Here is a 22,731-nt window from a genome sequence, read left to right as displayed (position 1 = left end):
GTCAGCGGCGGGGCTCCCAGCGGAACCACCGGCGTACAGCAAACAGGCTCAGCGCGATCCAGGCCAGCGACGTCACGGCGGCCGTGAGGACGTCGCCGCCCGACAGCTCGCCGGTCCAGCCGCCCCGGAGCAGTGTCATCGTGCCGGTCAGCGGCAGCCGCTCGCAGAAGGAGGCGAGGGAGTCGGGGAAGACCTCCAGCGGCACCACCATGCCGGAGCCGAGCATCAACACCAGCAGCACCGGCATCGCCATGACCTGAGCGGACTCGGCGGTACGGCTCACGGCGCTGGTCAGCGCGGCGAGCACCACCATCAGCACGAGACCGAGCAGGATGCCGAGGAGGGCCAGGTGCGGCGCCTCGGGCGCGCCGATGTCGAGCAGCACGGTGCAGGCGGCGACCAGTACGGCCGACTGGACCAGCCCGATGACGACCGAGGGCAGCGCGGTGCCGGCGAGGATCTCGTTGTCCCGCAGCTCACCGGTGCGCAGCCGCTTGAGGACCAGCTCCTCGCGGCGGGTCGCGTAGATGGCGACCAGCGAGCTGTACACGGCGAAGAGCAGGGAGAAGCCGATGGCCCCGGGCAGCAGCACCAGCCCGAGGGTGAGCCCGGCGTTCTTCAGCGTCTCCTCGTCCACGGTCTGGGCGACGCTGAGCGGCAGCGCGAACGGCACGACCAGCGCCGCGAACATCACGCCCTTGCTGCGGACCAGCAGCGCCAGCTCGGCGCGGGCCAGGGCGGCGAGCCGTCCCAGTGGACGCGTACGCTCCGGCTGCCCGGCGGGAGCGGGGGAGGTGGTGGCGGCGCTCATGCGGCCGTCTCCTTCCGGGTGTCGAGGGATACGGCGGGAGCCGTCGAGGGCTCGCCCCGGCCGTCGGCCTCGCGGGCGATGTCCAGGAACGCCTCCTCCAGAGAGGCGGCCCGGACGTCCAGCGAGCCGAGGGCGACGCCCGCGTCCCGCGCCCAGACCAGCAGGGCGGTGGCGGCCTGCTGGAGGTTCTGCGTCATCAGCCGCACGGTGCGGCCGTCGTGGGAGTGGCCCGTGACGCCGAGCTGGTCCAGCGGCGGCAGGTCGCCGGGGAACCAGCCGTCGGGCAGATCGAAGGTGATCCGCGACGGCTGCGCGCTCACCACCTCCTCGACGGTGCCCTCGCTGGCGATGCGGCCCTCGTGGAGGATGGCCAGCCGGTCGGCGAGCGCCTCGGCCTCCTCCAGGTAGTGCGTGGTCAGCAGCACCGTGGTGCCCTGCGCCCGCAGCTCGCGGACGAGTGCCCAGGTGTCCTGGCGCCCCTCGGCGTCCAGCCCGGTCGTCGGCTCGTCCAGGAACAGCACCTCGGGGCGACCGAGCAGCGCCAGCGCCAGGTCCAGGCGCCGCTTCTCACCGCCGGACAGCACCTTGACGCGTACGTCGGCCCGCTTGCCGAGGCCGACCATCTCCAGCGCCTCCCCGACCGGGCGGGCGCCGCTGGTGCAGCCGGCCCACATCCGCAGGGTCTCGCGGACGGTCAGTTCGGAGGGGAACCCGCCGTCCTGGAGCATGACGCCGATCCGCGGCCGCACCGCGTCACGCTCGGCGTACGGGTCGTGCCCCAGGACGCGCACCCGGCCCGCCGCGGGGCGGGCCAGCCCCTCGAGGATCTCCAGGGTCGAGGTCTTGCCCGCGCCGTTGGTGCCGAGCAGGGCGAACAGCTCCCCGCGGCCGACGCTGAGGGAGACGCCGCGTACCGCTTCGAAACCGCCCCCGTACACCCGCCGCAGATCGGTCACATCGATCACGTGGTCTTCGGTCTTCATGCCTCAACCCTCCCCGCCGCCCCGTGCCGACGGCAGTGCGCGCTGTCATCGGTCGCCATGACAAATGTCAGCCCGGCCCCGCGCCCGGTCGGCGTCGAGGCGACGCCACGCACAGCGAAAGGCCCCAGTCATCGACTGGGGCCTTTCAACGGAGCGGACGACCAGGTTCGAACTGGCGACCTCAACCTTGGCAAGGTTGCGCTCTACCAACTGAGCTACGTCCGCATCGCATCCGACCGGCTCTCACCGATCGGCGCTTCCCTCACTCTACCCGAACTTCCGAGTGGTCCGAGGACTCCCGGAGGATCAGGCGGTGCTGAAGAGCGGGTGACAGGAATTGCACACTGCGCCTCCCTCTTGGAAAGAGGGTGTTCTACTACTGAACTACACCCGCACTACCTGGGGGTTCCGGCCTTTCGGCCTCGCCCCTCGGCGTGCTCCAGACTTTAGCTGATCACCAGGGGTGTTGCGCAAGTCGGCTGCCCGCGCCCCCTCCTGGCCCGCGGCCCCCGGCCGCCCGGCCGGGCCGCGGCCGCCTCAGTTGGCCTGTTCGAACGCCTCGTAGACCCGCTTCGGGATGCGGCCGCGCGGCGGCACGTCCATCCGGTGCGAACGCGCCCAGGCGCGCACCGCGGCGGGGTCGGCGGCGACGGAGGTCCGCCGGTAGGTGCGGCCCGAGGCGGACCGCTTGCGGCCGGCCCTGAGGTACGGCTCCAGCGTTTCGCGGAGCTTTTCCGCATTGGCTCGGTTCAGGTCGATCTCGTACGACGTGCCGTCCAGCCCGAAGGCGACCGTTTCCGAGGCTTCACCGCCGTCGATGTCGTCGAAGAGGGTGACCACGACTCGCTGGGCCATGAATATCGGTCCCTTCATGGGCACCCCCACTCCGGTGCGCCGCGGCCTGAGGGGCGGGGCCCTGGTCGGGTGACCGGGCGCCGACCTGCCGGGACGCGGCCGGGACGTGCGGTGATGCCGGTGGTTCGGCTGTTTCCCTGGAATGCCGCATTATCGCGGCCATTCCTTTGTACAGCGGCGGACAATCTCTGGGGAAGACCTTCTCATTGTTCCCTCATGATGAAGCGGAATCCCCGCTGTGCGATTTTCCCTGAACTTTTCGCGAGCGCATCACTTCCGATACCTGAACGTGATGCCCGTCACTCTCGCTACGCGCGTAGAAATTTTGGCCGGGTACGCTGAACGGACCTGCTCAGCACCAGCACCACACACCGGGAGTGCCAGTGGCACGCGTCGTAGTCGACGTCATGCTCAAGCCGGAGATCCTCGACCCCCAGGGACAGGCGGTGCAGCGTGCACTGCCGCGTCTCGGGTTCCAGGGAATCTCCGACGTACGTCAGGGAAAGCGTTTCGAACTCGAAGTGGACGGGCCGGTGGACGACGCCGCTCTCGCCCGTATCAACGAACTGGCGGAGACCTTCCTCGCCAACACCGTGATCGAGAACTTCACCGTGAAGGTGGAGGAGGAGAAGTGACCGCGGGACCCACCCCGGCCGCCCGCTCGAACACCCGGGTCGGCGTCGTCACCTTCCCCGGCAGCCTCGACGACCGCGACACCCAGCGGGCGATCCGCCTCGCGGGCGCGGAGGCGGTGCCGCTCTGGCACAAGGACAAGGACCTCCGGCAGGTCGACGCCGTGGTGCTGCCCGGCGGCTTCTCCTACGGCGACTACCTGCGGGCCGGCGCCATCTCCCGCTTCTCGCCGCTGATGGAGAAGGTCATCGACGGCGCCCGCGAGGGCCTGCCGGTGCTCGGCATCTGCAACGGCTTCCAGGTCCTCACCGAGGCCCACCTGCTGCCCGGCGCCATGCTCGGCAACGACCACCTGCACTTCGTCTGCCGCGACCAGAAGCTGCGCGTGGAGAACACCGCCACCGCCTGGACCGGCGACTACGTCGCGGGGCAGGAGATCCACATCCCGCTGAAGAACATGGACGGGCGGTACGTCGCCGACTCCCGCACGCTCGACATGCTGGAGGCCGAGGGCCGGGTCGCCTTCCGCTACCTCGACGTCAACCCGAACGGCTCGCTCCGCGACATCGCCGGCATCACCAACGAGGCCGGGAACGTCGTCGGCCTCATGCCGCACCCGGAGCACGCCGTCGAGCCGCTGGTCGGCTCCGGCCGCACCGACGGCCTGCCCTTCTTCACCTCGATCATCAAGAAGCTGGTCAGCGCATGAGCCTGGACACGGTCAAGCACGCGACCGACACCCCGGACACCGAGCAGCCCTGGGCGGAGCTGGGCCTCAAGGAGGACGAGTACGCCCGGGTCCGCGAGATCCTCGGCCGCCGTCCCACCGGCGCCGAACTCGCCATGTACTCGGTGATGTGGTCCGAGCACTGCTCGTACAAGTCGTCCAAGGTGCACCTGCGCCAGTTCGGCGAGAAGGCCCCGCACTCCGACGCCATGCTCGTCGGCATCGGTGAGAACGCCGGTGTCGTCGACGTCGGTCAGGGCTACGCGGTCACCTTCAAGGTCGAGTCGCACAACCACCCCTCCTACGTCGAGCCCTACCAGGGCGCGGCCACCGGCGTCGGCGGCATCGTCCGCGACATCATCGCGATGGGCGCCCGCCCGGTCGCGGTGGTCGACCCGCTGCGCTTCGGCGCCGCCGACCACCCCGACACCCGGCGCGTGCTGCCCGGCGTCGTCGCCGGCATCGGCGGCTACGGCAACTGCCTGGGCCTGCCCAACATCGGCGGCGAGGTCGTCTTCGACGCCTGCTACCAGGGCAACCCGCTGGTCAACGCCGGCGCCATCGGCGTCATGCGGCACGAGGACATCCACCTCGCCAAGGCCTCCGGCACCGGCAACAAGGTCATCCTCTACGGCGCCCGTACCGGCGGCGACGGCATCGGCGGCGCCTCCATCCTGGCCTCCGAGACCTTCGACGACGCGAAGCCCAGCAAGCGCCCCGCCGTCCAGGTCGGCGACCCCTTCCAGGAGAAGCTCCTCATCGAGTGCACCCTGGAGGCGTTCGCCGAGAAGCTGGTCGTCGGCATCCAGGACCTCGGCGCGGCCGGGCTCTCCTGCGCCACCAGCGAGCTGGCCTCCAACGGCTCCGGCGGTATGCGGGTCACCCTGGACGACGTACCGCTGCGCGACTCCACGCTCTCGCCCGAGGAGATCCTCATGAGCGAGTCGCAGGAGCGCATGTGCGCCGTGGTCGAGCCGGAGAAGGTCGACCGCTTCCTCGCCATCTGCGAGAAGTGGGACGTCATCGCCACCGTCATCGGCGAGGTCACCGACGGCGACCGGCTGGAGATCTTCTGGCACGGCGAGAAGATCGTCGACGTCGACCCGCGCACCGTCGCCCACGACGGCCCGGTCTACGAGCGCCCCTTCGCCCGCCCCGAGTGGCAGGACGCCCTCCAGGCCGACGACGCGGCCAAGCTGCCCCGCCCGGCCACCGGCGACGAGCTGAAGGAGCAGGTCCTCGCCCTGCTCTCCTCGCCCAACCAGGCGTCCAAGTCCTGGATCACCTCGCAGTACGACCACTTCGTGCAGGGCAACACCGTCCTCGCCCAGCCCGAGGACGCCGGCATGATCCGGGTCGACGAGGAGTCCGGGCTCGGTGTCGCCATCGCCACCGACGGCAACGGCCGCTTCGCCAAGCTCGACCCGTACCACGGGGCGCAGCTGGCACTGGCCGAGGCGTACCGGAACGTCGCGACCACCGGCGCCAGGCCGCTCGCGGTCTCCGACTGCCTGAACTTCGGTTCTCCCGAGGACCCGGCGGTCATGTGGCAGTTCGCGGAGGCCGTCCGCGGCCTCGCCGACGGCTGCCAGGTCCTCGGCACCCCGGTCACCGGTGGCAACGTCTCGCTCTACAACCAGACCGGTGACGTGGCCATCCACCCGACCCCGGTCGTCGCGGTCCTCGGCGTCATCGACGACGTGGCCCGGCGCACCCCGGTCGCCTTCGCCGAGGAGGGCCAACTGCTCTACCTCCTCGGGGAGACCCGCGAGGAGTTCGGCGGCTCGGCCTGGTCCCAGGTCGTCCACGACCACCTCGGCGGGCTGCCGCCCCGGGTCGACCTGGAGCGGGAGCGGCTGCTGGCCGACATCCTCGTCTCGGCCTCCCGCGACGGCATGGTCGACGCGGCGCACGACCTCTCCGACGGCGGTCTGGTGCAGGCGGTCGCCGAGTCCTGCCTGCGCGGCGGGAAGGGTGCCCGGCTGGTGGTGCCGGACGGTCTGGACGCGTTCACCTTCCTGTTCAGCGAGTCGGCGGGGCGCGTGGTCGTCTCCGTGCCGCGCTCCGAGGAGCTGCGGTTCACCGACATGTGCGGGGCGCGCGGCCTGCCCGCCACCCGGATCGGCGTGGTCGACGGTGAGGTGCTGGAGGTGCAGGGCGAGTTCACCCTCTCCCTGCACGAGGTCCGTGAGGCGCACGAGGGCACCATCGAGGCGCTGATGGCGTGACGGCCCGACCGTCCTGACGGCGTGCCGGCCCGACCGCCTGACGGCCGCCCGGCCAAAGCGAGGTCCCGGTGCCGATCCCCGCGATCGGCGCCGGGACCTCGCCGCCTCACGACCCCTCACCTGCCGCCGACTCCCCGCCCGTGACGGGCTGCTGAGCCGCACGCGAGGTCATCGGTCCGCGGCCGGATCTTCACCCGGGGCCCACATCCGCCGTCGGTCGTCGTAGTCTCGGGCCCATGCCAGCAGCCTCCGCACGCCGCCCCCGTTCGTACGACCCGGTGAAGACGCGGGCCGCCGTGCTCGCGCAGGCCGCGCATGTCGCCGAGGCCGTGCGCGCGCTCCGCCCCGACCAGTTGAGCGCCCTCAGCGGGCTCGGCACCTGGACCGTCGCCGAACTCGTCGCCCACATGGCGACCGGCGTCGACGGGCTGCGCTCCGGCCTGGTCGACCCCGCGCCGGCCGCCGCCGAGGTCGCCCTGCTGGACTGGGCCGCGGGCACCGCCTCGCGCGCCGAGGGCAACGCCCGGGCGGCCCGCGCGGCCGCCGCCGAACAGGACCCGGTCGAGCGGTACACCCAGGCCACCGCGGACTTCGCCCGGCTGCTGGCCGACGTCCCGCTGGACCGGGTCGTCGCGGCCCGTGCGGGGGCGATGACCTTCACCGACTTCCTCGTCACCCGCGCGGTGGAACTGGTCGTGCACACCGACGACCTGCGCCGCGCCACCGGTGTCGACATCCCGCTGGACCGGCAGGCCCTCGCCGCCGTGGTGCGGGTGCTGGCGGACGCGCTGGCCGCCGGGGCACCCGGCGGCTCGGTGGAGGTCCGCGTCCCGCCGTACGCCGTCGTGCAGTGCGTCCCGGGGCCCCGGCACACCCGCGGCACCCCGCCCAACGTGGTCGAGACCGACCCGTTGACCTGGGTGCGGCTCGCCGCGGGACGGACCACCTGGACCGAAGCCGTGGACGGCGGGCACCTCACGGCGGGAGGGGAACGCGCCGACATCTCGGCGCTGCTGCCCGTGCTGTCCTGACCACCCGGTCGGCGGGGCGGGCCAGGGTGGGGAGCGATTCCTCACACCTGCCCATCCTGTCGGCATACCCGCAGGTCACGGAGGTGGGCCCGGGAAAAGGCGGGGGTCCGCATTCGGACCGGTGGTCGATCTCGCCTACACTCGGAGGCGTGCCACGTGGTGACGGTCGACTCAATCACGATCTGCTCCCCGGTGAGAAAGGCCCCCAGGACGCTTGCGGCGTCTTCGGTGTCTGGGCTCCGGGCGAAGAGGTCGCCAAGCTCTCCTACTTCGGGCTGTACGCCCTCCAACACCGGGGCCAGGAGTCCGCGGGAATCGCGGTCAGCAACGGTTCCCAGATCCTCGTCTTCAAAGACATGGGCCTCGTCTCCCAGGTCTTCGACGAGACCTCCCTCGGCTCCCTGACGGGCCACATCGCGGTGGGCCACGCCCGCTACTCCACCACCGGTGCCTCGGTGTGGGAGAACGCCCAGCCGACGTTCCGCGCCACCGCGCACGGCTCGGTCGCCCTCGGCCACAACGGCAACCTGGTCAACACGGTCGAGCTGGCCGAGATGGTCGCCGCTCTGCCGAAGGAGAACGGCCGGGCGACCCAGGTGGCCGCCACCAACGACACCGACCTGATCACGGCGCTCCTCGCCGGCCAGACGGACGAGGACGGCAAGCCGCTCACCCTGGAGGACGCGGCCGCCAAGATCCTCCCCGACGTCAAAGGCGCCTTCTCCCTCGTCTTCATGGACGAGCACACCCTCTACGCCGCCCGCGACCCGCAGGGCATCCGCCCGCTGGTCCTCGGCCGCCTGGAGCGTGGCTGGGTCGTCGCCAGCGAGAGCGCGGCCCTGGACATCTGCGGCGCCAGCTTCGTCCGCGAGATCGAGCCCGGCGAACTCGTCGCCATCGACGAGAACGGCCTGCGCAGCTCCCGCTTCGCCGAGGCCCGGCCCAAAGGCTGCGTCTTCGAGTACGTCTACCTGGCCCGCCCCGACACCGACATCGCCGGGCGGAACGTCTACCTCTCCCGCGTCGAGATGGGCCGCCGTCTCGCCGCCGAGGCCCCCGCCGAGGCCGACCTCGTCATAGCGACCCCGGAGTCCGGTACCCCGGCCGCCATCGGGTACGCCGAGGCCAGCGGCATCCCCTTCGGCGCCGGACTGGTGAAGAACGCCTACGTCGGCCGGACCTTCATCCAGCCCTCGCAGACCATCCGCCAGCTCGGCATCCGCCTGAAGCTCAACCCGCTCAAGGAAGTCATCAAGGGCAAGCGGCTGGTCGTCGTCGACGACTCGATCGTCCGCGGCAACACCCAGCGGGCCCTGGTCCGGATGCTCCGCGAGGCTGGCGCGGCCGAGGTGCACATCCGCATCTCCTCGCCGCCGGTCAAGTGGCCCTGCTTCTTCGGCATCGACTTCGCGACCCGCGCCGAGCTGATCGCCAACGGCATGACCGTCGAGGAGATCGGCACCTCCATGGGCGCCGACTCACTGGCGTACATCTCGATCGACTCGATGATCGAGGCCACCACCATCGACAAGCCGAACCTCTGCCGGGCCTGCTTCGACGGTGAATACCCGATGACGCTGCCCGACCCCGAGCTGCTCGGCAAGCAGCTCCTGGAGACCGAGCTGGCGGGCGGCGCCGATGCCGCCGACGCCCTCCGCCGCCCGTAGCAGGTAGCCCCGCCGCCCCTCCGCCGCGTGCCGTCACCGTCGACGGTGCGGGCGGGCCGCCGGGCCGGCCGACACGAAAGTCCCAGCCATGTCTGAATCCCCCTCCGGCGCCTCGTACGCCGCCTCCGGCGTCGACATCGAGGCGGGTGACCGCGCGGTCGAGCTGATGAAGGACTGGGTCCGCAGGACCCGGCGCCCCGAGGTCCTCGGCGGCCTCGGCGGTTTCGCGGGCCTCTTCGACGCCTCCGCCCTCAAGGGGTACGAGCGGCCGCTGCTCGCCTCCGCCACCGACGGCGTCGGCACCAAGGTCGACCTCGCCCGGCAGCTCGGTGTCTACGACACCATCGGCCACGACCTGGTCGCCATGGTCATGGACGACATCGTGGTCTGCGGCGCGGAGCCGCTCTTCATGACCGACTACATCTGCGTCGGCAAGGTCCACCCCGAGCGCGTCGCCGCCATCGTCAAGGGCATCGCCGAGGGCTGCGTCCTCGCCGGGTGCGCCCTGGTCGGCGGCGAGACCGCCGAGCACCCGGGGCTGCTCGGGCCGGACGACTTCGACGTGGCGGGCGCGGGAACGGGCGTCGTCGAGGCCGACCGGCTGCTCGGCCCGGACCGCATCCGCGAGGGCGACGCCGTGATCGCGATGGCCTCCTCCGGACTTCACTCCAACGGGTACTCACTCGTCCGGCACGTGGTCTTCGACCGGGCCGGCTGGAGCCTGGAGCGCGAGGTGCCGGAGTTCGGCCGCACCCTCGGCGAGGAACTGCTGGAGCCGACCAAGATCTACTCGCTCGACTGCCTGATGCTGACCCGCACCACCGCGGTGCACGCCTTCTCGCACATCACCGGCGGCGGCCTCGCCGCCAACCTGGCCCGGGTCGTCCCGGACGGGCTGCACGCCCGGATCGACCGGACCACCTGGACCCCGGCCCCCGTCTTCGACCTGATCGGCAAGGCCGGGCACGTGGAGCGGCTGGAGCTGGAGAAGACGCTGAACATGGGCGTCGGCATGATGGCCGTCGTCCCGGCCGGGTCGGTCGACGTGGCACTGACCACGCTGCGCGACCGCGGTGTCGACGCCTGGGTGGCAGGCGAGGTCACCCGGCGCGGCGACGAGCCGACCGCGGCGACCCTGACGGGTGACTACGCGGCCTGAGGCGGGTGGTGCCGTGCCGTGGCCGTCCGGTCACCGCACGGCACCCGCCCTCGGCGGTGACCAGGGATGACGATCATGACTTCGGAGTATGCGGCGGGAGCCCGGGCGACCGGCCCGGAAGCTGCCGACGGGACCGACGGCGGTGACGCGGGTCACGGCACCGGCGGTCCGCCCCGGGACCGGCGCCGGTGAAGCGGCGGTCCCCGGGTGGCCGCGCGGTACGTGGGTACGCGCACATCGGCGCGCGGCTCGCACCACGCGCCTGCTCACTCGGTCCGTTGTCGCGCAGGACAGCACAGAACCCGGTCCGGGACCTGGCTGGTCCCCGACCGGGTGCTCAGTGCGAAGTCAAGCGCCGCGGCGTTGCTTCGACGCGGGACCGGACTCGTCGTCCTCGTCCTCGTCGTCGTTGTACAAGTCCGCGTACTGTGCGTACGGGTCCTCCTCGTCGTCCTCGAACGGCTCGCCGTTCGGAGGTTGACTCGAAGTCGATGCGCCCAGCTCGCTGGCCAGACGCGACAGGTCAGTCCCGCCGCTGTTGTACTTCAGCTGGCGGGCGACCTTTGTCTGCTTGGCCTTGGCCCGGCCGCGCCCCATGGCTCGACCCCCTCGGTGACGGGGCTCGACGGCCCCAGAGTCTTGACACGCGTTCATGTTCCGAGACGGGCCCCCTGTCGGGAGTCCGTGCCCGTAGGGCTTCAACGGTACCTGCTTCCGCGTGCATCCGGTACGCCGCCCACCGGAAGGACCGGTGGTCAGCACCGGCGAGGAGCCGCTGTCCTCGCTGGTCAGATGCGAGTTTAACCCGCTCTGTGACGGCGACCCGCCGACGGGCGTGAGTCTTGTCTCCCCCCGGGCCGGAAGCGTCGATCGCCCTGACCGGTACCTGACCAACCACCGCGCGCCGGCCCGCCGGCCCCGGCGCGGGCCGACCGCGGGCCTGCCCAGAGCGTGATCGGACCGCCGCCGAAGTGTGATCGCCCTGCTGGCACAGGCTTTCGCCGGACCGCGCGGAGGCCCGGACGGCCGTCGCGCGCATCCCGTCCGCGGCGGCCGACTCCGGGCGTTTCGGGCGGTTACGTCCGGTAAGCGATCGGCCTCGCCTCGTGCTGGCGTGGGGGCGGAAAACCCCCGCCGTGAGCCTTCACGGCGGGGGAAAATTGGCTGGAAATGATCGCCTGTCCGGGGGGTGGGTCAGCCCCGGAGGCCGTCCGCCATGCGCTGCTCGGCGAGCCGGTCTGCGGCGGCGGCCGGGGGCACGCCGTCCGACTTCGCACGTGCGAAGATCTCGAGTGTCGTGTCGAAGATCTTCGCCGCCTTCTGCTTGCAGCGGTCGAAGTCGAAGCCGTGCAGCTCGTCGGCGACCTGGATGACCCCGCCGGCGTTGATCACGTAGTCCGGCGCGTAGAGGACGCCGCGGTCGGCGAGGTCCTTCTCGATGCCGGGGTGGGCGAGCTGGTTGTTGGCGGCGCCGCAGACCACCTTGGCGGTGAGCGCGGGGACCGTCTCGTCGTTCAGCGCGCCGCCGAGGGCGCAGGGCGCGTAGACGTCGAGCCCGGCCGTGCGGAGCAGCGCCCCGGTGTCGGGGGCGGCCGTCACCTCGGGGTGGCGCTCGGTGATCAGCCGGACCGCCTCCTCGCGGACGTCGGTGACGACGACCTCGGCGCCCTCCGCCAGGAGGTGGCCGACCAGGTGCCGTCCGACCTTGCCGATCCCGGCCACGCCCACCTTGCGCCCGCGAAGTGAGGGGTCGCCCCACTGGTGCTGGGCCGAGGCGCGCATGCCCTGGTAGACGCCGAAGGCGGTGAGGACCGAGGAGTCGCCGGCGCCGCCGTTCTCGGGGGAGCGCCCGGTGGTCCAGCGGTTCTCGCGGGCGACCACGTCCATGTCGGCGACGTAGGTGCCGACGTCGCAGGCGGTGACGTACCGGCCGCCGAGCGAGGCGACGGCGCGGCCGTAGGCCAGCAGCAGCTCCTCGGTCTTGTCGCGCTCCGGGTCCCCGATGATCACGGCCTTGCCGCCGCCGTGGCCGAGTCCGGCGAGGGCGTTCTTGTACGACATGCCGCGGGCGAGGTTGAGCGCGTCGGCGACCGCCTCGGCCTCGTCGGCGTAGGGATAGAAGCGGGTGCCGCCGAGGGCCGGGCCCAGGGCGGTGCTGTGGAGGGCGATGACGGCCTTGAGGCCGCTGCTTCGGTCCTGGACGAGCACGACCTGCTCGTGGCCGCCCTGCTCCGAGCGGAACAGGGTGCGCAGGACGCCGTCGGATACGTCGGTCACGGTGGTGACTCCCGGTGAGATGCGGCGGATGGGCGGAGTCCGTAAAGGTGGCGGACGCCGTGGCACGAGGGTAGAACGAGCCCGTGCCATGGTCGTCCCCCGAGCCCGATCTTCCCTCGCCCGGGTGGCCCGCGTGGCACGATGCCCGAGGTGTCCGAGCCGGTGTCGGGGGGAGGGAGCGGGGTGCCGCAGGTGTCCGCGGTCAGGTTTCCGTACGCGTCGTACCTGCGCGTCTACGAGCCGCTCGGCGCGTTCCCCCAGCCTGAGCGCGGCCGCTGGGAGCGGTACGCCCACGAGGGGGAGCCGCCCGGCTGCGAGGAGGAGCAGCGGGCCCGGCCGGCCGCCGTGCCGGCGTCGCTGCCCGCCCCCGGGCGGGAGAGCGAGGACGCCTTCGTGCTCTGGTCCGGCGACACCCCGCTGATCTGTCCGTGGACGATCCGGCTGCGGTGCTGGGAGGCGCTCGGCGAGAGCGCCGGACTCTTCCCGCCGGCGGTGCTGGACGCCGCGCTGCCCCCGGCGGTCCGCGAGGCGGCCGAGGCCGAGCACGCCCGCCACCTGGAGCGCCACCCGGACGCCCGGGCGTGGATCCGGCAGGCCGCCTGGTCGGTCCCGCTCAGCTGGTTCGTCCTGGTCGGCGACGAGGACCGGGAGTACGACCGGGGCGCGGACGGCGAGCCCCCGCTGCTGCGCTACCGCACCCCGATGGCCCAGGCACGCCGGCGGGTGGCCCGCGGGCTGCGCGCGCTGCGTGACAGCGTGGCCGCGGCCGATCCCGCCGAGCGGGGGGAGCGGCAGGCCGGGGGGCCGCTGGTGACGGGCCTGGTAGATGTAGGGCGGTGGCTGGAGGAGTTCCACCCGCGGGCGCTGGTCGAGCTGGACTACGGCGGGCTGGTGCACGTGCTGCCGCCGGAGATGCTCGACGCCGACCGTTCCGCGGCCGACGTCGCCTCGGGCATCCGCGCGCTGGCCGTCGGGGACGACGTGGTGGCGGGCGAGGCGTACGCGCGGCTCGTCGAGCGGTGGCGTGCGGTGCGCGAGCGGCAGTTCGCCAACTGAGTCGCCGGGCGGCTCGGCCGGGACCGTGGCCCTAGGACCTAGGTCCCGATCCGGGCGTATGCCTCAAACGTGAGGGAACCCACGGAGACGGGATCTTGCGTCCTTCCCCCGCCCTCGTGTCAAAATAGGACAAGGAGCCCGGTGTGGGCTCCATTCGCCCAACTAGGGGCGGATTGCTCACGCTTGTGTCCTATGGGTGTTGTGGTGGCTCCTGGGCACCCTTGTGACTGATCGTCACAGCGGTGTGACTGTCCGCTATGACACGGTCCATCGGCTTACCGCCGCTGATGGCCACCTGAGAGGGCAATTCCATCGGTTTGGCCGACGTGGCTGGACGGATGGTGTAGTTGTAGTGCCGAGGACAAGCCGTTCGTCCTATAACCGACTCGACCCGCGTCCGCCATTTCGGGCAACGTGGGTCAAGGTGCAGAATTTAGAGGAATGAACCGAGAAGGTTCGGTTCTCCCGAGGAGGCCGCTCATGACCGCTCGCACCCCTGATGCCGAGCCGCTGCTGACCCCCGCTGAGGTCGCCACGATGTTCCGTGTCGACCCCAAAACGGTCACGCGCTGGGCGAAGGCTGGCAAGCTCACGTCGATCCGCACGCTCGGCGGACACCGCCGTTACCGCGAGGCCGAGGTCCGCGCGCTGCTCGCGGGTATCCCGCAGCAGCGCAGCGAAGCCTGAACAACCGCCTGAAACAGGGCGTTTCCGGGTCCCCCAACCCGGTGTGCGCCCGTCACGGCCTCGCACAGCACCCCATAGCTCCACACGACGCGGCGGTCCGCCCCAACGGACCCCGTCGGCCCGTACCCCACGGGCGTGTCGTTCTGATCGCGCTGGACTCCGCCGGGTCCAGCGCGATCTTTTTGTCTCCCGGCGCCGTCCGGTGGGGTGCCGCCGGCGCTTCCGGATCGCCGCGGGCGCCGCTCGCCGTACCCGTGACACCTGCGCGGATCTGTCCCGTACGGGTCTCCACGGAGCCTCCGCGGGCGGGGTCGCCGCCGACGGGGCCCATGCCGGGGGCGGCCTCCGGGGGAACGCGCGGACGGCGTTCGAAGGCGGTGCAATTGCACATATTAAATTGATTGGTTGTAGGCGGCGGTTAAAGGGCACCCCTTCCGAAACTCTTTCGGTGACACCCGTCACACGCCGCCCGTCTTGTCCTGTGGGCGGCGGTTGCACTAATGAGGCCACTTCTCCCGAGTCCGCCGCTCGCCTCCACCCTGGCACCGACGGAGCCGGCGTGCGGGCGTCCTCGGGTATTCGGTGGCGGGATGTTGGTCACGTGTGCGGACGGCTGCCACCCGCCGGAGAGGCCCGGGGCGGCGGCGCGGACGGCCGTGGCGGCGGTCGGGCGGCCCATGGCCCTCAGGCGCCCGTGAGCGGCGCTGCGGCGGCCGTGCAGCTCGCGGGGCCCGAGAGCGCGAGCCGAGGCCCCGGCGGGCGGCAGAGCGGCTGTGGCGGACTCCGGCCGGGGCCCGTGCCGTACGGCGCGGCCAACACCCGGGTACGGCAACGAAGAAGGCCCCACATCCGAAGATGTGGGGCCTTCCGCCGGCGGTCCTGACGGGATTTGAACCCGCGGCCTCCACCTTGACAGGGTGGCGAGCACTCCAAACTGCTCCACAGGACCTTGCTGGTGAGCACCGCCCGTTTCCGCGCCGTGCTGCGAGACAGGACTCTACCCCAGTCCCCGCCCACCGCGCGAACTCGCTCTGTGCGACCGGGCGCTCACGCGCCGCGGGGCGTGAGCGCGGGCCCCGGAGCCTCACGGAGCCGCCGCGTCCACCGCCTTCACGATGCGTTTGTCGGAGACCGGGTACGCCGTACCGAGGGCGTGCGCGAAGTAGCTGACCCGGAGTTCCTCGATCATCCAGCGGATCTCCAGGACCTCCTTCGGCACGGGTCTGCCCCGCGGCAGCTGCTCCAGCAGCCACGCGTACTCGTCCTGCATCTCCTTGATCTTGGCCATCCGGGTCGTGTCCCGCTGCACGCCGGTCGGCATCTGAGCGAGTCGCCGGTCGGCGGCGACCAGGTAGCGCTTGAGGTCGGGGAGGCGCCCGAGCCCCGCCTCCGTGACGAAGCCGGGCCGGACCAGCGCCGAGACCTGCTCGCGCACGTCGGCCAGGTTGGCCAGCAGCGCCGGCGAACGGGTCGACTTCAACCGCCGCTCCACCGCCCCCCAGGCCGCCAGCACCTGCTGGACCTGCTGGATGGCCCGCAGCGTCGTGTCGACCAGATCCGCGCGCACCTTCTCGTACAGCTTCCGGTACGCCTCCTCGTCCCAGGCGGGGCCGCCGTGGTCGGCGATGAGGCGGTCGGCGGCGGCGGTGGCGCAGTCCTCGAAGAGGGCCTGGACGGAGCCGTGCGGGTTGGCCGAGAGGTTGAGCTTCTGCTGGTTGGTGAGCCGGTCGGCGGCGAACTTGGCCGGGTTGACCGGGATGTTGAGCAGGATCAGGCGCCGGGTGCCGCGCCGCATCGCCTGCCGCTGCTCGGCCTCGGAGTCGAAGAGGCGGACGGCGACCGAGGAACCCTCGTCCACCAGGGCCGGATACGCCTTGACCGGCTGGCCGGCCCGGCGGGTCTCGAAGACCTCGGGCAGGGCGCCGATCGTCCAGTCGGTGAGGCCGCTCCGCTCGATGGAGGGACCGCCGGAACGCTCGGCGGTGGCGGCCGCCGCCTTGGAGAGGGCCTGGCGGGCCTTGGGGCGCAACTTGAGCTGGAGCGCCTCCAGGTCCTTGTCCTCGGCGAGCGCGCGGCGTCGCTCGTCGACGATCCGGAAGGTGATCTTCAGATGGTCGGGGACCCGCGAGGTGTCGAAGTCGTCGCCGGTCACCGGGACGCCGACGATCCGCTGGAGCTCCCGGGCGAGCGTCACCGTCAACGGCTCCTGGAGCGGGGCGGCGCGCTCCAGGAACGCCTGCGCGTAGTTGGGCGCGGGCACGTAGTGGCGGCGGATCGGCTTGGGCAGCGAGCGGATCAGCTCGGTGACGACCTCCTCGCGCAGGCCCGGGATCTGCCAGTCGAACCCCTCGTCGGTGACCTGGTTGAGCACCTGGAGCGGGATGTGCACGGTGACACCGTCCGCGTCCGCGCCCGGCTCGAACTGGTACGTCACCCGGAACTTCAGACCGCCCTGCCGCCAGGAATCCGGGTAGTCGGCCTTGGTGACCGCCCGCGCCGCCTCCGTCAGCAGCATCGAGCGCTCGAAATCGAGGAGTTCGGGCTCCTCCTTCTGCTTCCGCTTCCACCAGGAGTCGAAGTGCGCGCCGGAGACGACGTCGGCCGGCACCCGCTGGTCGTAGAAGTCGAAGAGGGTCTCGTCGTCGACCACGATGTCGCGGCGCCGGGCCCGGTGCTCCAGCTCCTCGACCTCCGTGAGCAGCTTCCGGTTGGCGGCGAAGAACTGGTGGTGGGTGCGCCAGTCACCCTCGACCAGCGCGTTGCGAATGAAAAGGTCCCGGGAGACCTCCGGGTCGATCCGGCCGTAGTGGACCTTCCGGTGCGCCACGATCGGCACGCCGTACAGCGTCACCTTCTCGTAGGCGACCACGGCGGCCTGATCCTTCTCCCAGTGCGGTTCGCTGTACGTCCGCTTCACCAGGTGCTCGGCGAGCGGCTCGACCCACTCCGGTTCGATCCTCGCGTTGACCCGCGCCCACAGCCGGGAGGTCTCCACCAGCTCGGCCGACATCAGGAACCGCGGCGGCTTCCTGAACAGCGCCGAACCGGGGAACACCGCGAACTTCGCGCCACGGGCCCCCAGGTACTCGTTCCGGCCACCGCGCGCGCCGTCGCGCCCCTGCTTGGCGGCGGAGGCGGCGGGGGCGGTCTCCTTCACGTCCTTCATGCCGATGTGCGACAGCAGCCCCGCCAGCAGCGAGATGTGGATCGGCTGGTCGGCCGCGTCGTCCTCGCTGAGCTCCAGTCCCATCTGCCTGGCGACGGTGCGCAGCTGCGTGTAGATGTCCTGCCACTCGCGAATGCGCAGGTAGTTGAGGTACTCCGCCTTGCACATCCGGCGGAACGCCGAGGACGACCGCTCCTTCTGCTGCGCCCGCAGGTACCGCCAGAGGTTGAGGTAGCTGAGGAAGTCGCTGGTCTCGTCCTTGAAACGGGCGTGCTGCTGGTCGGCCTGCGCCTGCTTCTCGGAGGGCCGCTCGCGCGGGTCCTGGATCGACAGGGCCGCCGCGATCACCATGACCTCGCGGACGCAGCCGTTCCGGTCGGCCTCCAGCACCATCCGGGCCAGCCGCGGGTCGACCGGTAGCTGCGCCAGCCGTCGGCCGCGCTCGGTCAGCCGCTTGCGCGGGTCCTTCTCGGCCGGGTCCAGCGCGCCGAGCTCCTGGAGCAGCTGCACGCCGTCGCGGATGTTGCGGTGGTCCGGGGGGTCGATGAACGGGAACCTCTCGATGTCGCCGAGCCCGGCCGCGGTCATCTGGAGGATGACCGAGGCGAGGTTGGTCCGCAGGATCTCCGCGTCGGTGAACTCCGGCCGCGCGAGGAAGTCCTCCTCGGAGTAGAGCCGGACGCAGATGCCGTCCGAGGTACGCCCGCAGCGGCCCTTGCGCTGGTTGGCGCTGGCCTGCGAGACCGGCTCGATCGGCAGCCGCTGCACCTTGGTGCGGTGGCTGTACCGCGAGACGCGGGCGGTGCCCGGGTCGATGACGTACTTGATGCCGGGAACCGTCAATGAGGTCTCGGCCACGTTGGTCGCCAGCACCACGCGGCTGCGGACGCCCGGGCCCGGGCGCTGGAAGACGCGGTGCTGCTCCTGGTGCGAGAGGCGGGCGTAGAGCGGCAGGATCTCGGTGCCGCGCAGGTTCCGCTTGGCCAGCGCGTCGGCGGTGTCGCGGATCTCCCGCTCACCGGAGAGGAAGACCAGCACGTCGCCGGGGCCCTCGGCCTGGAGTTCGTCTACCGCCTCGCAGATCGCGGTGACCTGGTCCCGGTCTGCGTCCTCGCCGCCCTCCTCCAGCAGCGGCCGGTACCGCACCTCCACCGGGTACGTCCGACCGCTGACCTCGATGACCGGCGCGGCCGCGTCGTCACCGGCCGGCTCGCCGCCGACGGTCGCCATCCGCGGCCCGAAATGGCGCGCGAACCGGTCGGTCTCGATCGTCGCGGAGGTGATGACGACCTTCAGGTCGGGTCGGCGTGGCAGCAGCTGCGCCAGGTAGCCGAGGAGGAAGTCGATGTTGAGGCTCCGCTCGTGGGCCTCGTCGATGATGATCGTGTCGTAGGCGCGCAGCTCGCGGTCGGTCTGGATCTCCGCGAGGAGGATGCCGTCGGTCATCAGCTTGATGAAGGTGGCGTCCTGGCGGACCTGGTCGGTGAAACGCACCTTCCAGCCGACCGCCTCGCCGAGCGGCGTGTCCAGCTCGTCGGCGATCCGCTCGGCCACCGTGCGCGCCGCGATCCGGCGCGGCTGGGTGTGGCCGATCATGCCGCGCACACCCCGGCCCAGCTCCAGGCAGATCTTGGGGATCTGCGTGGTCTTGCCGGAGCCGGTCTCACCGGCGACGACGACCACCTGGTTCTCCCGGATCGCCTCGGCGATCAGGTCCTTCTTCTGGCTGACGGGCAGCTGCTCGGGGTAGGTGATCTCCGGCACGCGGGCCCGGCGCTCGGCCATCCTGGCCGCGCCCTTCTCCGCCTCCGCCCTGATCTCCTCCAGGACGGCAGCCCTGGACTCCGGCTTGCGTATACGGCGTGTGCCCTCCAGGCGGCGCCCGAGCCGGTGCGCGTCGCGCAGGGACAGCTCGGCCAGCAGGGGGTGGAGGTCGGAGATCGTAGACATACGACCCCCAGGATCTCACCCTGGCGCGGAAAGTGGCGACCCAGTTTCCCGGGCCGGACACGAAGAAGCCCCCCGTCCGAGGACGAGGGGCTTCTCTCCTGTGGCTGGGGCCGGGATCGAACCGGCGACCTATCGCTTTTCAGGCGATCGCTCGTACCAACTGAGCTACCCAGCCACGCACTTCACCGAAGTGAACTGCAAGCGGTCCTGACGGGATTTGAACCCGCGGCCTCCACCTTGACAGGGTGGCGAGCACTCCAAACTGCTCCACAGGACCAGATGCGTGTGGGACGGGTCCCACACAGGTGATGCGTGCCCCCAACGGGATTCGAACCCGTGCTACCGCCTTGAAAGGGCGGCGTCCTGGGCCACTAGACGATGAGGGCTAAGAGGCCCGCCTGGGCGCTGAGTCAGCGCGTCGGGGACGTGAGAAGCATATGGGATGGCAAGCCGGTTCGCCAAAACGCTTTTGCCCGCGTCCCCCGGCGCCGCCCGACGGCTACCGGTTCGGGCGGGGCGTGGAAGGCTCCGGGGACGGACTCTTCGACCCGTCGGGCGAGGGCTTCGCGCCCGGCTGGTTCTCCTCCGGGAGGTGTCGGCTGACCTCCGCGGTGCTCAGGCCGAGCCCGCCCAGGCTTATCTCGTCCCAGGCCTGGAGCCGCTTGGTCTCGCGGTCGAGATAGAGCACCGAGGCCATCACCGGGTCCGGGGTGTCCTGCTCGATGGCGCGCAGACCGCTGCCGCCGGTGGAGCCCTCGACCCGCAGCCGGGTGCCGCCGGGCAGGAGCTGCGTCTTGCGGTTGTGCAGGTGCCCGGCGAGGACCAGCGGCACCTCCCCGTCGGTCTCCTTGGCCGCGACGGGGTTGTGCGCGACGGCGATGTCCACCGGGGTCTTCGCCGCCGCCTGCCGGCGCAGCTCGGCGGCGAGCCTCATGCCCGCCGCCACCTCGCCCGGGTCACCGGCCGCCTCCTGGCTGCGGTCCGGGGTGTACGCGGGGTCGCCGATGCCCGCGATCCGCAGCCCGCCGACGTCGACCGCCTTGCCGTGGTCGAGCACCCGGACGTTGTCGAACCTGCCGAGGTAGCGCTGCGTCCCGGCCGAGTCGTGGTTGCCGCGCACCCAGACGTACGGCGCGTCGAGTCGGCCGACCGGGTCGAGGAAGGCGTTCTCGGCGGCCGAACCGTGGTCCATGGTGTCGCCGGAGTCGATGATCACGTCGATCTCGTACTGCTCGACCAGCGACTCGATGATGTGCCAGGCGGCCGGGTTGAGGTGGATGTCGGAGACGTGCAGGACGCGCAGGGTGCCGGGGTCGGGCTGGTAGGCGGGGAGGGTGGAGGTGGCGTCGTAGAGCTTGGTCATGTTGGTGACCAGGCGGGCCAGCTCCTTCTGGTAGACGTCGAACTCGCTGACGATCGACCGGGCGTTGCCGACCACCGAGGGAGCGCTGGTGAGCAGCCCGGAGAACTTCGGCTCCAGCACCGACTTCGGGTTCCAGGTGGCGTACGCGGCGACGCCGCAGGAGGCCAGCAGGGCCAGCGAGAGGCCGCCGGCGGCCAGGGCGCGGCGGGGGCGGCGGTAGACGATCAGGCCGAGGGCGGTGGCGCCGGCCACCACGGCGGTCACCGAGCGGACCGCGAGGTCCAGGGTGCCGTCCTGGACGTCGGAGGCGACCTCGTCCCCGAGGTTCGCGAAGAGGTCCGGGTTCTGCACCAGGGCGGCCGAGCGGACCGGGTCGAGGCGGTCCACGTCGACGTCGAGGCGGAGCGGGGCCACGTGCGAGTCGAGTTCGAGGGCGCCGAGCGGCGAGACGTTGATCTTGGTGCCGCCGTCCAGCGAGGGGCGCAGCGTGAGCCGGATGTCCATGGGGCCGACGGGGGCGCGCACGCCGCCGACCGCGAGGAGCCCGAGCCAGGCCCCGAGCAGGACCACGGCGGTGAGCGTGGCCCAGCGGCGGACCGGGCCGGGTTTCGGCCGGACGGTCGGAAGGGTCGCGGTGCCGGTGGGGATCTCGGGGGCGGGGCGTCCGCGGTGGGCGCGGGTCCGCCGGGGGTGTTCCTCCGTCGCGTCGGCCATGCCCGGCGCCTGCCCATGGGGGAGCCGCGGCATACCTCAGGCCGGGGCCGGGCGGGGGGAGCGTGGGGGCGCGGTGTGGCGGGCCGGGGGCGGTCAGCCCCAGCCGAGTTCGTGGAGGCGGTCGTCGTCGATGCCGAAGTGGTGGGCGATCTCGTGGACGACGGTGACGGCGACCTCGTCCACGACCATCTCGGGCGAGTCGCAGTAACGCAGCGTGGGGCCCATGTAGATGGAGATGCGGTCGGGCAGCACGCCCGCGTACCACTCACCGCGCTCGGTGAGCGGCGTTCCCTCGTAGAGGCCGAGGAGTTCGGGGTCGGACGGGTCGGGTTCGTCCTCCACGAACACGGCGACGTTGTCCATCACGCGGGTCAGCTCGGGCGGAATCTGGTCGAGGGCCTGGCTCACCAGTTCCTCGAAGGCATCGCGAGTCATTTCCAGCACGCCGCCATTGTCCGTCACCGGGACCGTCCGCGTGTCCTGCGCGGCGCGAAGGGAGTTGGGCAGGGGAGTTCCGCTCCGAACGCCGGGAGGCCCTGAAGTGCACCAGTTGTCCCGTCCCGTCCGTCTGCTCGCCGTGGTGGCCGCCGTCGCCTCGGCGGCCGGATGCGTGAGCGTCGGCGAGGAGGCCGACGACGCCGCTCCCGTCTCCTCCACGGCCTCCCCGGAGGGCGGCAAGGCCGCACCCGACGGCGGTACGGAGCGCGGTACCGGCGGCAGCGGCTTCCACGACGGCCACGGCGCCGGGCGCAAGGACGGGCGGAGCGAGGCCGGAGCCGGACGGGACGGGGCCAGGGACGCGGACGGCGACCGGGCCCGCGGCGGGAAGGCGGGCGAGCCCACCGACGACCCGTCCGGGCCCACGCCCTCGCCCCGGCCGCCCGGCAAGGGTGATCCCGGCCACGGCGGGCCGGGCGGTGGCTCCGCGCCGACCCCGCCGAAGGGCGCCGACCCCGAGACGGACCCGACCACACCGCCGCCCGAGGAACCGGGCCCGGGGCCCGAACCGGGGCCGACGACGCCGCCGGAGGAGGAGCCCGGGGAGCCCGGCGGGGGCTCGCCGCCGCAGGTGCCCGAGGACGAGGGCCGGGGCGGCCCCGCCGGGACGCCGTCCCTGTACCGGCAGGCGTCGGAGGGCCCGCTCGGGGCGGACGACCCGATGCCGGGGGAGGGCGGTGCGGGTGCGCGACCGGGGGAGGGCGGCGGTACGGAGTGAGCGGGCCGGCCGGGAGCGGGCAAGGCCGGCCCCGGGGCGGTCGGGGCGCGTGGCGGAGGGGGCGAAGCGCCGTCCCCGCCGGAAGCCGGCCGGGCAGCCCGGGACGGCCGGCGCGCGGAAGGGTTCCCCGGTGTGACCAGGAGGGGCGGGGAGCCGGTTGCGGGGCCGGGGAGAGGGTGACGCACGGCTCCGGGCAGCGAGTTTGCCA

The 22,731-nt window shown here is 72.0% G+C and carries 17 protein-coding genes and 6 tRNA genes; 9 read left to right on the top strand and 14 right to left on the bottom strand.

Features of this window, described 5'->3' with window-relative positions; translation table 11 throughout:
* Position 1: 1 nt before the first annotated feature.
* From Sdia_RS04200 to Sdia_RS04180, 5 genes are all read right to left on the bottom strand, one after another.
* The gene (locus tag Sdia_RS04200; protein ID WP_100457545.1) at positions 2 to 811 is read right to left on the bottom strand and encodes an ABC transporter permease; all 810 of its coding nucleotides are present in this window, start codon (positions 809 to 811) and stop codon (positions 2 to 4) included.
* Complete coding sequence (locus Sdia_RS04195) at positions 808 to 1,794, bottom strand: ABC transporter ATP-binding protein (protein WP_100457546.1); 987 nt, start codon at positions 1,792 to 1,794, stop codon at positions 808 to 810. The genes Sdia_RS04200 and Sdia_RS04195 overlap by 4 nt, the downstream gene beginning before the upstream one ends.
* 152 nt (positions 1,795 to 1,946) lie before the next feature.
* Positions 1,947 to 2,019: transfer RNA gene (locus tag Sdia_RS04190), tRNA-Gly, on the bottom strand.
* A gap of 97 nt (positions 2,020 to 2,116) precedes the next feature.
* Positions 2,117 to 2,188: transfer RNA gene (locus Sdia_RS04185), tRNA-Gly, on the bottom strand.
* 143 nt (positions 2,189 to 2,331) lie between these two features.
* Positions 2,332 to 2,649 carry a histone-like nucleoid-structuring protein Lsr2 gene (locus tag Sdia_RS04180; protein WP_100457547.1) on the bottom strand — a complete coding sequence of 106 codons (318 nt, stop codon included), beginning with the start codon at positions 2,647 to 2,649 and terminating at the stop codon, positions 2,332 to 2,334.
* 383 nt (positions 2,650 to 3,032) lie between these two features.
* Here Sdia_RS04180 and purS point away from each other — a divergent pair, with 383 nt between their 5' ends.
* The 6 genes from purS to purM all read left to right on the top strand — a co-directional run bounded on the left by purS (position 3,033) and on the right by purM (position 10,094).
* On the top strand, positions 3,033 to 3,284 hold the full coding sequence (gene purS / locus Sdia_RS04175) for a phosphoribosylformylglycinamidine synthase subunit PurS (protein WP_100457548.1): 252 nt from the start codon (positions 3,033 to 3,035) through the stop codon (positions 3,282 to 3,284).
* A complete protein-coding gene (purQ, locus tag Sdia_RS04170) occupies positions 3,281 to 3,991 on the top strand; it encodes a phosphoribosylformylglycinamidine synthase subunit PurQ (RefSeq protein WP_100457549.1) in 711 nt (236 codons plus the stop codon). The genes purS and purQ overlap by 4 nt, the downstream gene beginning before the upstream one ends.
* Positions 3,988 to 6,237: a phosphoribosylformylglycinamidine synthase subunit PurL gene (gene purL / locus Sdia_RS04165; protein ID WP_189500037.1), complete on the top strand. Its 2,250-nt coding sequence runs from the start codon at positions 3,988 to 3,990 to the stop codon at positions 6,235 to 6,237. The genes purQ and purL overlap by 4 nt, the downstream gene beginning before the upstream one ends.
* A 236-nt stretch (positions 6,238 to 6,473) precedes the next feature.
* A complete protein-coding gene (locus Sdia_RS04160; RefSeq protein WP_100457551.1) occupies positions 6,474 to 7,268 on the top strand; it encodes a maleylpyruvate isomerase family mycothiol-dependent enzyme in 795 nt (264 codons plus the stop codon).
* A gap of 149 nt (positions 7,269 to 7,417) precedes the next feature.
* The gene (gene purF / locus Sdia_RS04155) at positions 7,418 to 8,935 is read left to right on the top strand and encodes an amidophosphoribosyltransferase (RefSeq protein ID WP_115067643.1); all 1,518 of its coding nucleotides are present in this window, start codon (positions 7,418 to 7,420) and stop codon (positions 8,933 to 8,935) included.
* Positions 8,936 to 9,023: 88 nt separating this feature from the next.
* Positions 9,024 to 10,094, top strand: coding sequence for a phosphoribosylformylglycinamidine cyclo-ligase (gene purM, locus Sdia_RS04150; RefSeq protein WP_115067644.1), 1,071 nt, complete (start codon positions 9,024 to 9,026; stop codon positions 10,092 to 10,094).
* Between the two features lie 348 nt (positions 10,095 to 10,442).
* On the opposite strand, the gene Sdia_RS04145 is transcribed toward purM, so the two are convergent.
* Together Sdia_RS04145 and Sdia_RS04140 are read right to left on the bottom strand one after the other, a co-directional pair.
* Positions 10,443 to 10,691 carry a DUF3073 domain-containing protein gene (locus tag Sdia_RS04145; protein ID WP_100457554.1) on the bottom strand — a complete coding sequence of 83 codons (249 nt, stop codon included), beginning with the start codon at positions 10,689 to 10,691 and terminating at the stop codon, positions 10,443 to 10,445.
* Between the two features lie 597 nt (positions 10,692 to 11,288).
* Positions 11,289 to 12,371, bottom strand: a complete 1,083-nt coding sequence (locus Sdia_RS04140) for a Leu/Phe/Val dehydrogenase (protein ID WP_100457555.1) — start codon at positions 12,369 to 12,371, stop codon at positions 11,289 to 11,291.
* A gap of 183 nt (positions 12,372 to 12,554) precedes the next feature.
* Between Sdia_RS04140 and Sdia_RS04135 the strand changes: the two genes are divergently transcribed.
* Together Sdia_RS04135 and bldC are read left to right on the top strand one after the other, a co-directional pair.
* Complete coding sequence (locus Sdia_RS04135; protein ID WP_189500036.1) at positions 12,555 to 13,427, top strand: DUF8083 family protein; 873 nt, start codon at positions 12,555 to 12,557, stop codon at positions 13,425 to 13,427.
* Between the two features lie 480 nt (positions 13,428 to 13,907).
* On the top strand, positions 13,908 to 14,114 hold the full coding sequence (gene bldC, locus Sdia_RS04130; RefSeq protein WP_003949541.1) for a developmental transcriptional regulator BldC: 207 nt from the start codon (positions 13,908 to 13,910) through the stop codon (positions 14,112 to 14,114).
* Between the two features lie 874 nt (positions 14,115 to 14,988).
* Here bldC and Sdia_RS04125 read toward each other — a convergent pair.
* The 7 genes from Sdia_RS04125 to Sdia_RS04095 all read right to left on the bottom strand — a co-directional run bounded on the left by Sdia_RS04125 (position 14,989) and on the right by Sdia_RS04095 (position 21,751).
* Positions 14,989 to 15,063 (bottom strand) — tRNA-Asp (locus Sdia_RS04125).
* A gap of 135 nt (positions 15,064 to 15,198) precedes the next feature.
* Entirely contained in the window at positions 15,199 to 19,230 is a 4,032-nt protein-coding gene (gene hrpA, locus Sdia_RS04120; RefSeq protein ID WP_100457557.1) for an ATP-dependent RNA helicase HrpA, read from the bottom strand.
* A gap of 101 nt (positions 19,231 to 19,331) precedes the next feature.
* Positions 19,332 to 19,405, bottom strand: a tRNA-Phe gene (locus tag Sdia_RS04115).
* Between the two features lie 27 nt (positions 19,406 to 19,432).
* Positions 19,433 to 19,507, bottom strand: a tRNA-Asp gene (locus Sdia_RS04110).
* A 36-nt stretch (positions 19,508 to 19,543) separates the two neighbouring features.
* A tRNA-Glu gene (locus tag Sdia_RS04105) sits at positions 19,544 to 19,616 on the bottom strand.
* Positions 19,617 to 19,729: 113 nt separating this feature from the next.
* Positions 19,730 to 21,307 (bottom strand): metallophosphoesterase family protein, encoded by a 1,578-nt coding sequence (locus Sdia_RS04100; protein ID WP_100457558.1) that lies wholly within the window; start codon positions 21,305 to 21,307, stop codon positions 19,730 to 19,732.
* Positions 21,308 to 21,400: 93 nt separating this feature from the next.
* Positions 21,401 to 21,751, bottom strand: coding sequence for a metallopeptidase family protein (locus Sdia_RS04095; RefSeq protein ID WP_023418183.1), 351 nt, complete (start codon positions 21,749 to 21,751; stop codon positions 21,401 to 21,403).
* A gap of 97 nt (positions 21,752 to 21,848) precedes the next feature.
* Here Sdia_RS04095 and Sdia_RS04090 point away from each other — a divergent pair, with 97 nt between their 5' ends.
* Complete coding sequence (locus Sdia_RS04090) at positions 21,849 to 22,523, top strand: hypothetical protein (protein WP_229830660.1); 675 nt, start codon at positions 21,849 to 21,851, stop codon at positions 22,521 to 22,523.
* The last annotated feature ends 208 nt before the right edge of the window (positions 22,524 to 22,731 follow it).

Source organism: Streptomyces diastaticus subsp. diastaticus, assembly GCF_011170125.1.
Taxonomy (GTDB): Bacteria; Actinomycetota; Actinomycetes; order Streptomycetales; family Streptomycetaceae; genus Streptomyces; species Streptomyces diastaticus.
Note: the sequence above shows the minus strand (reverse complement) of the source record. Positions and strands in the feature narration are given on the sequence as shown.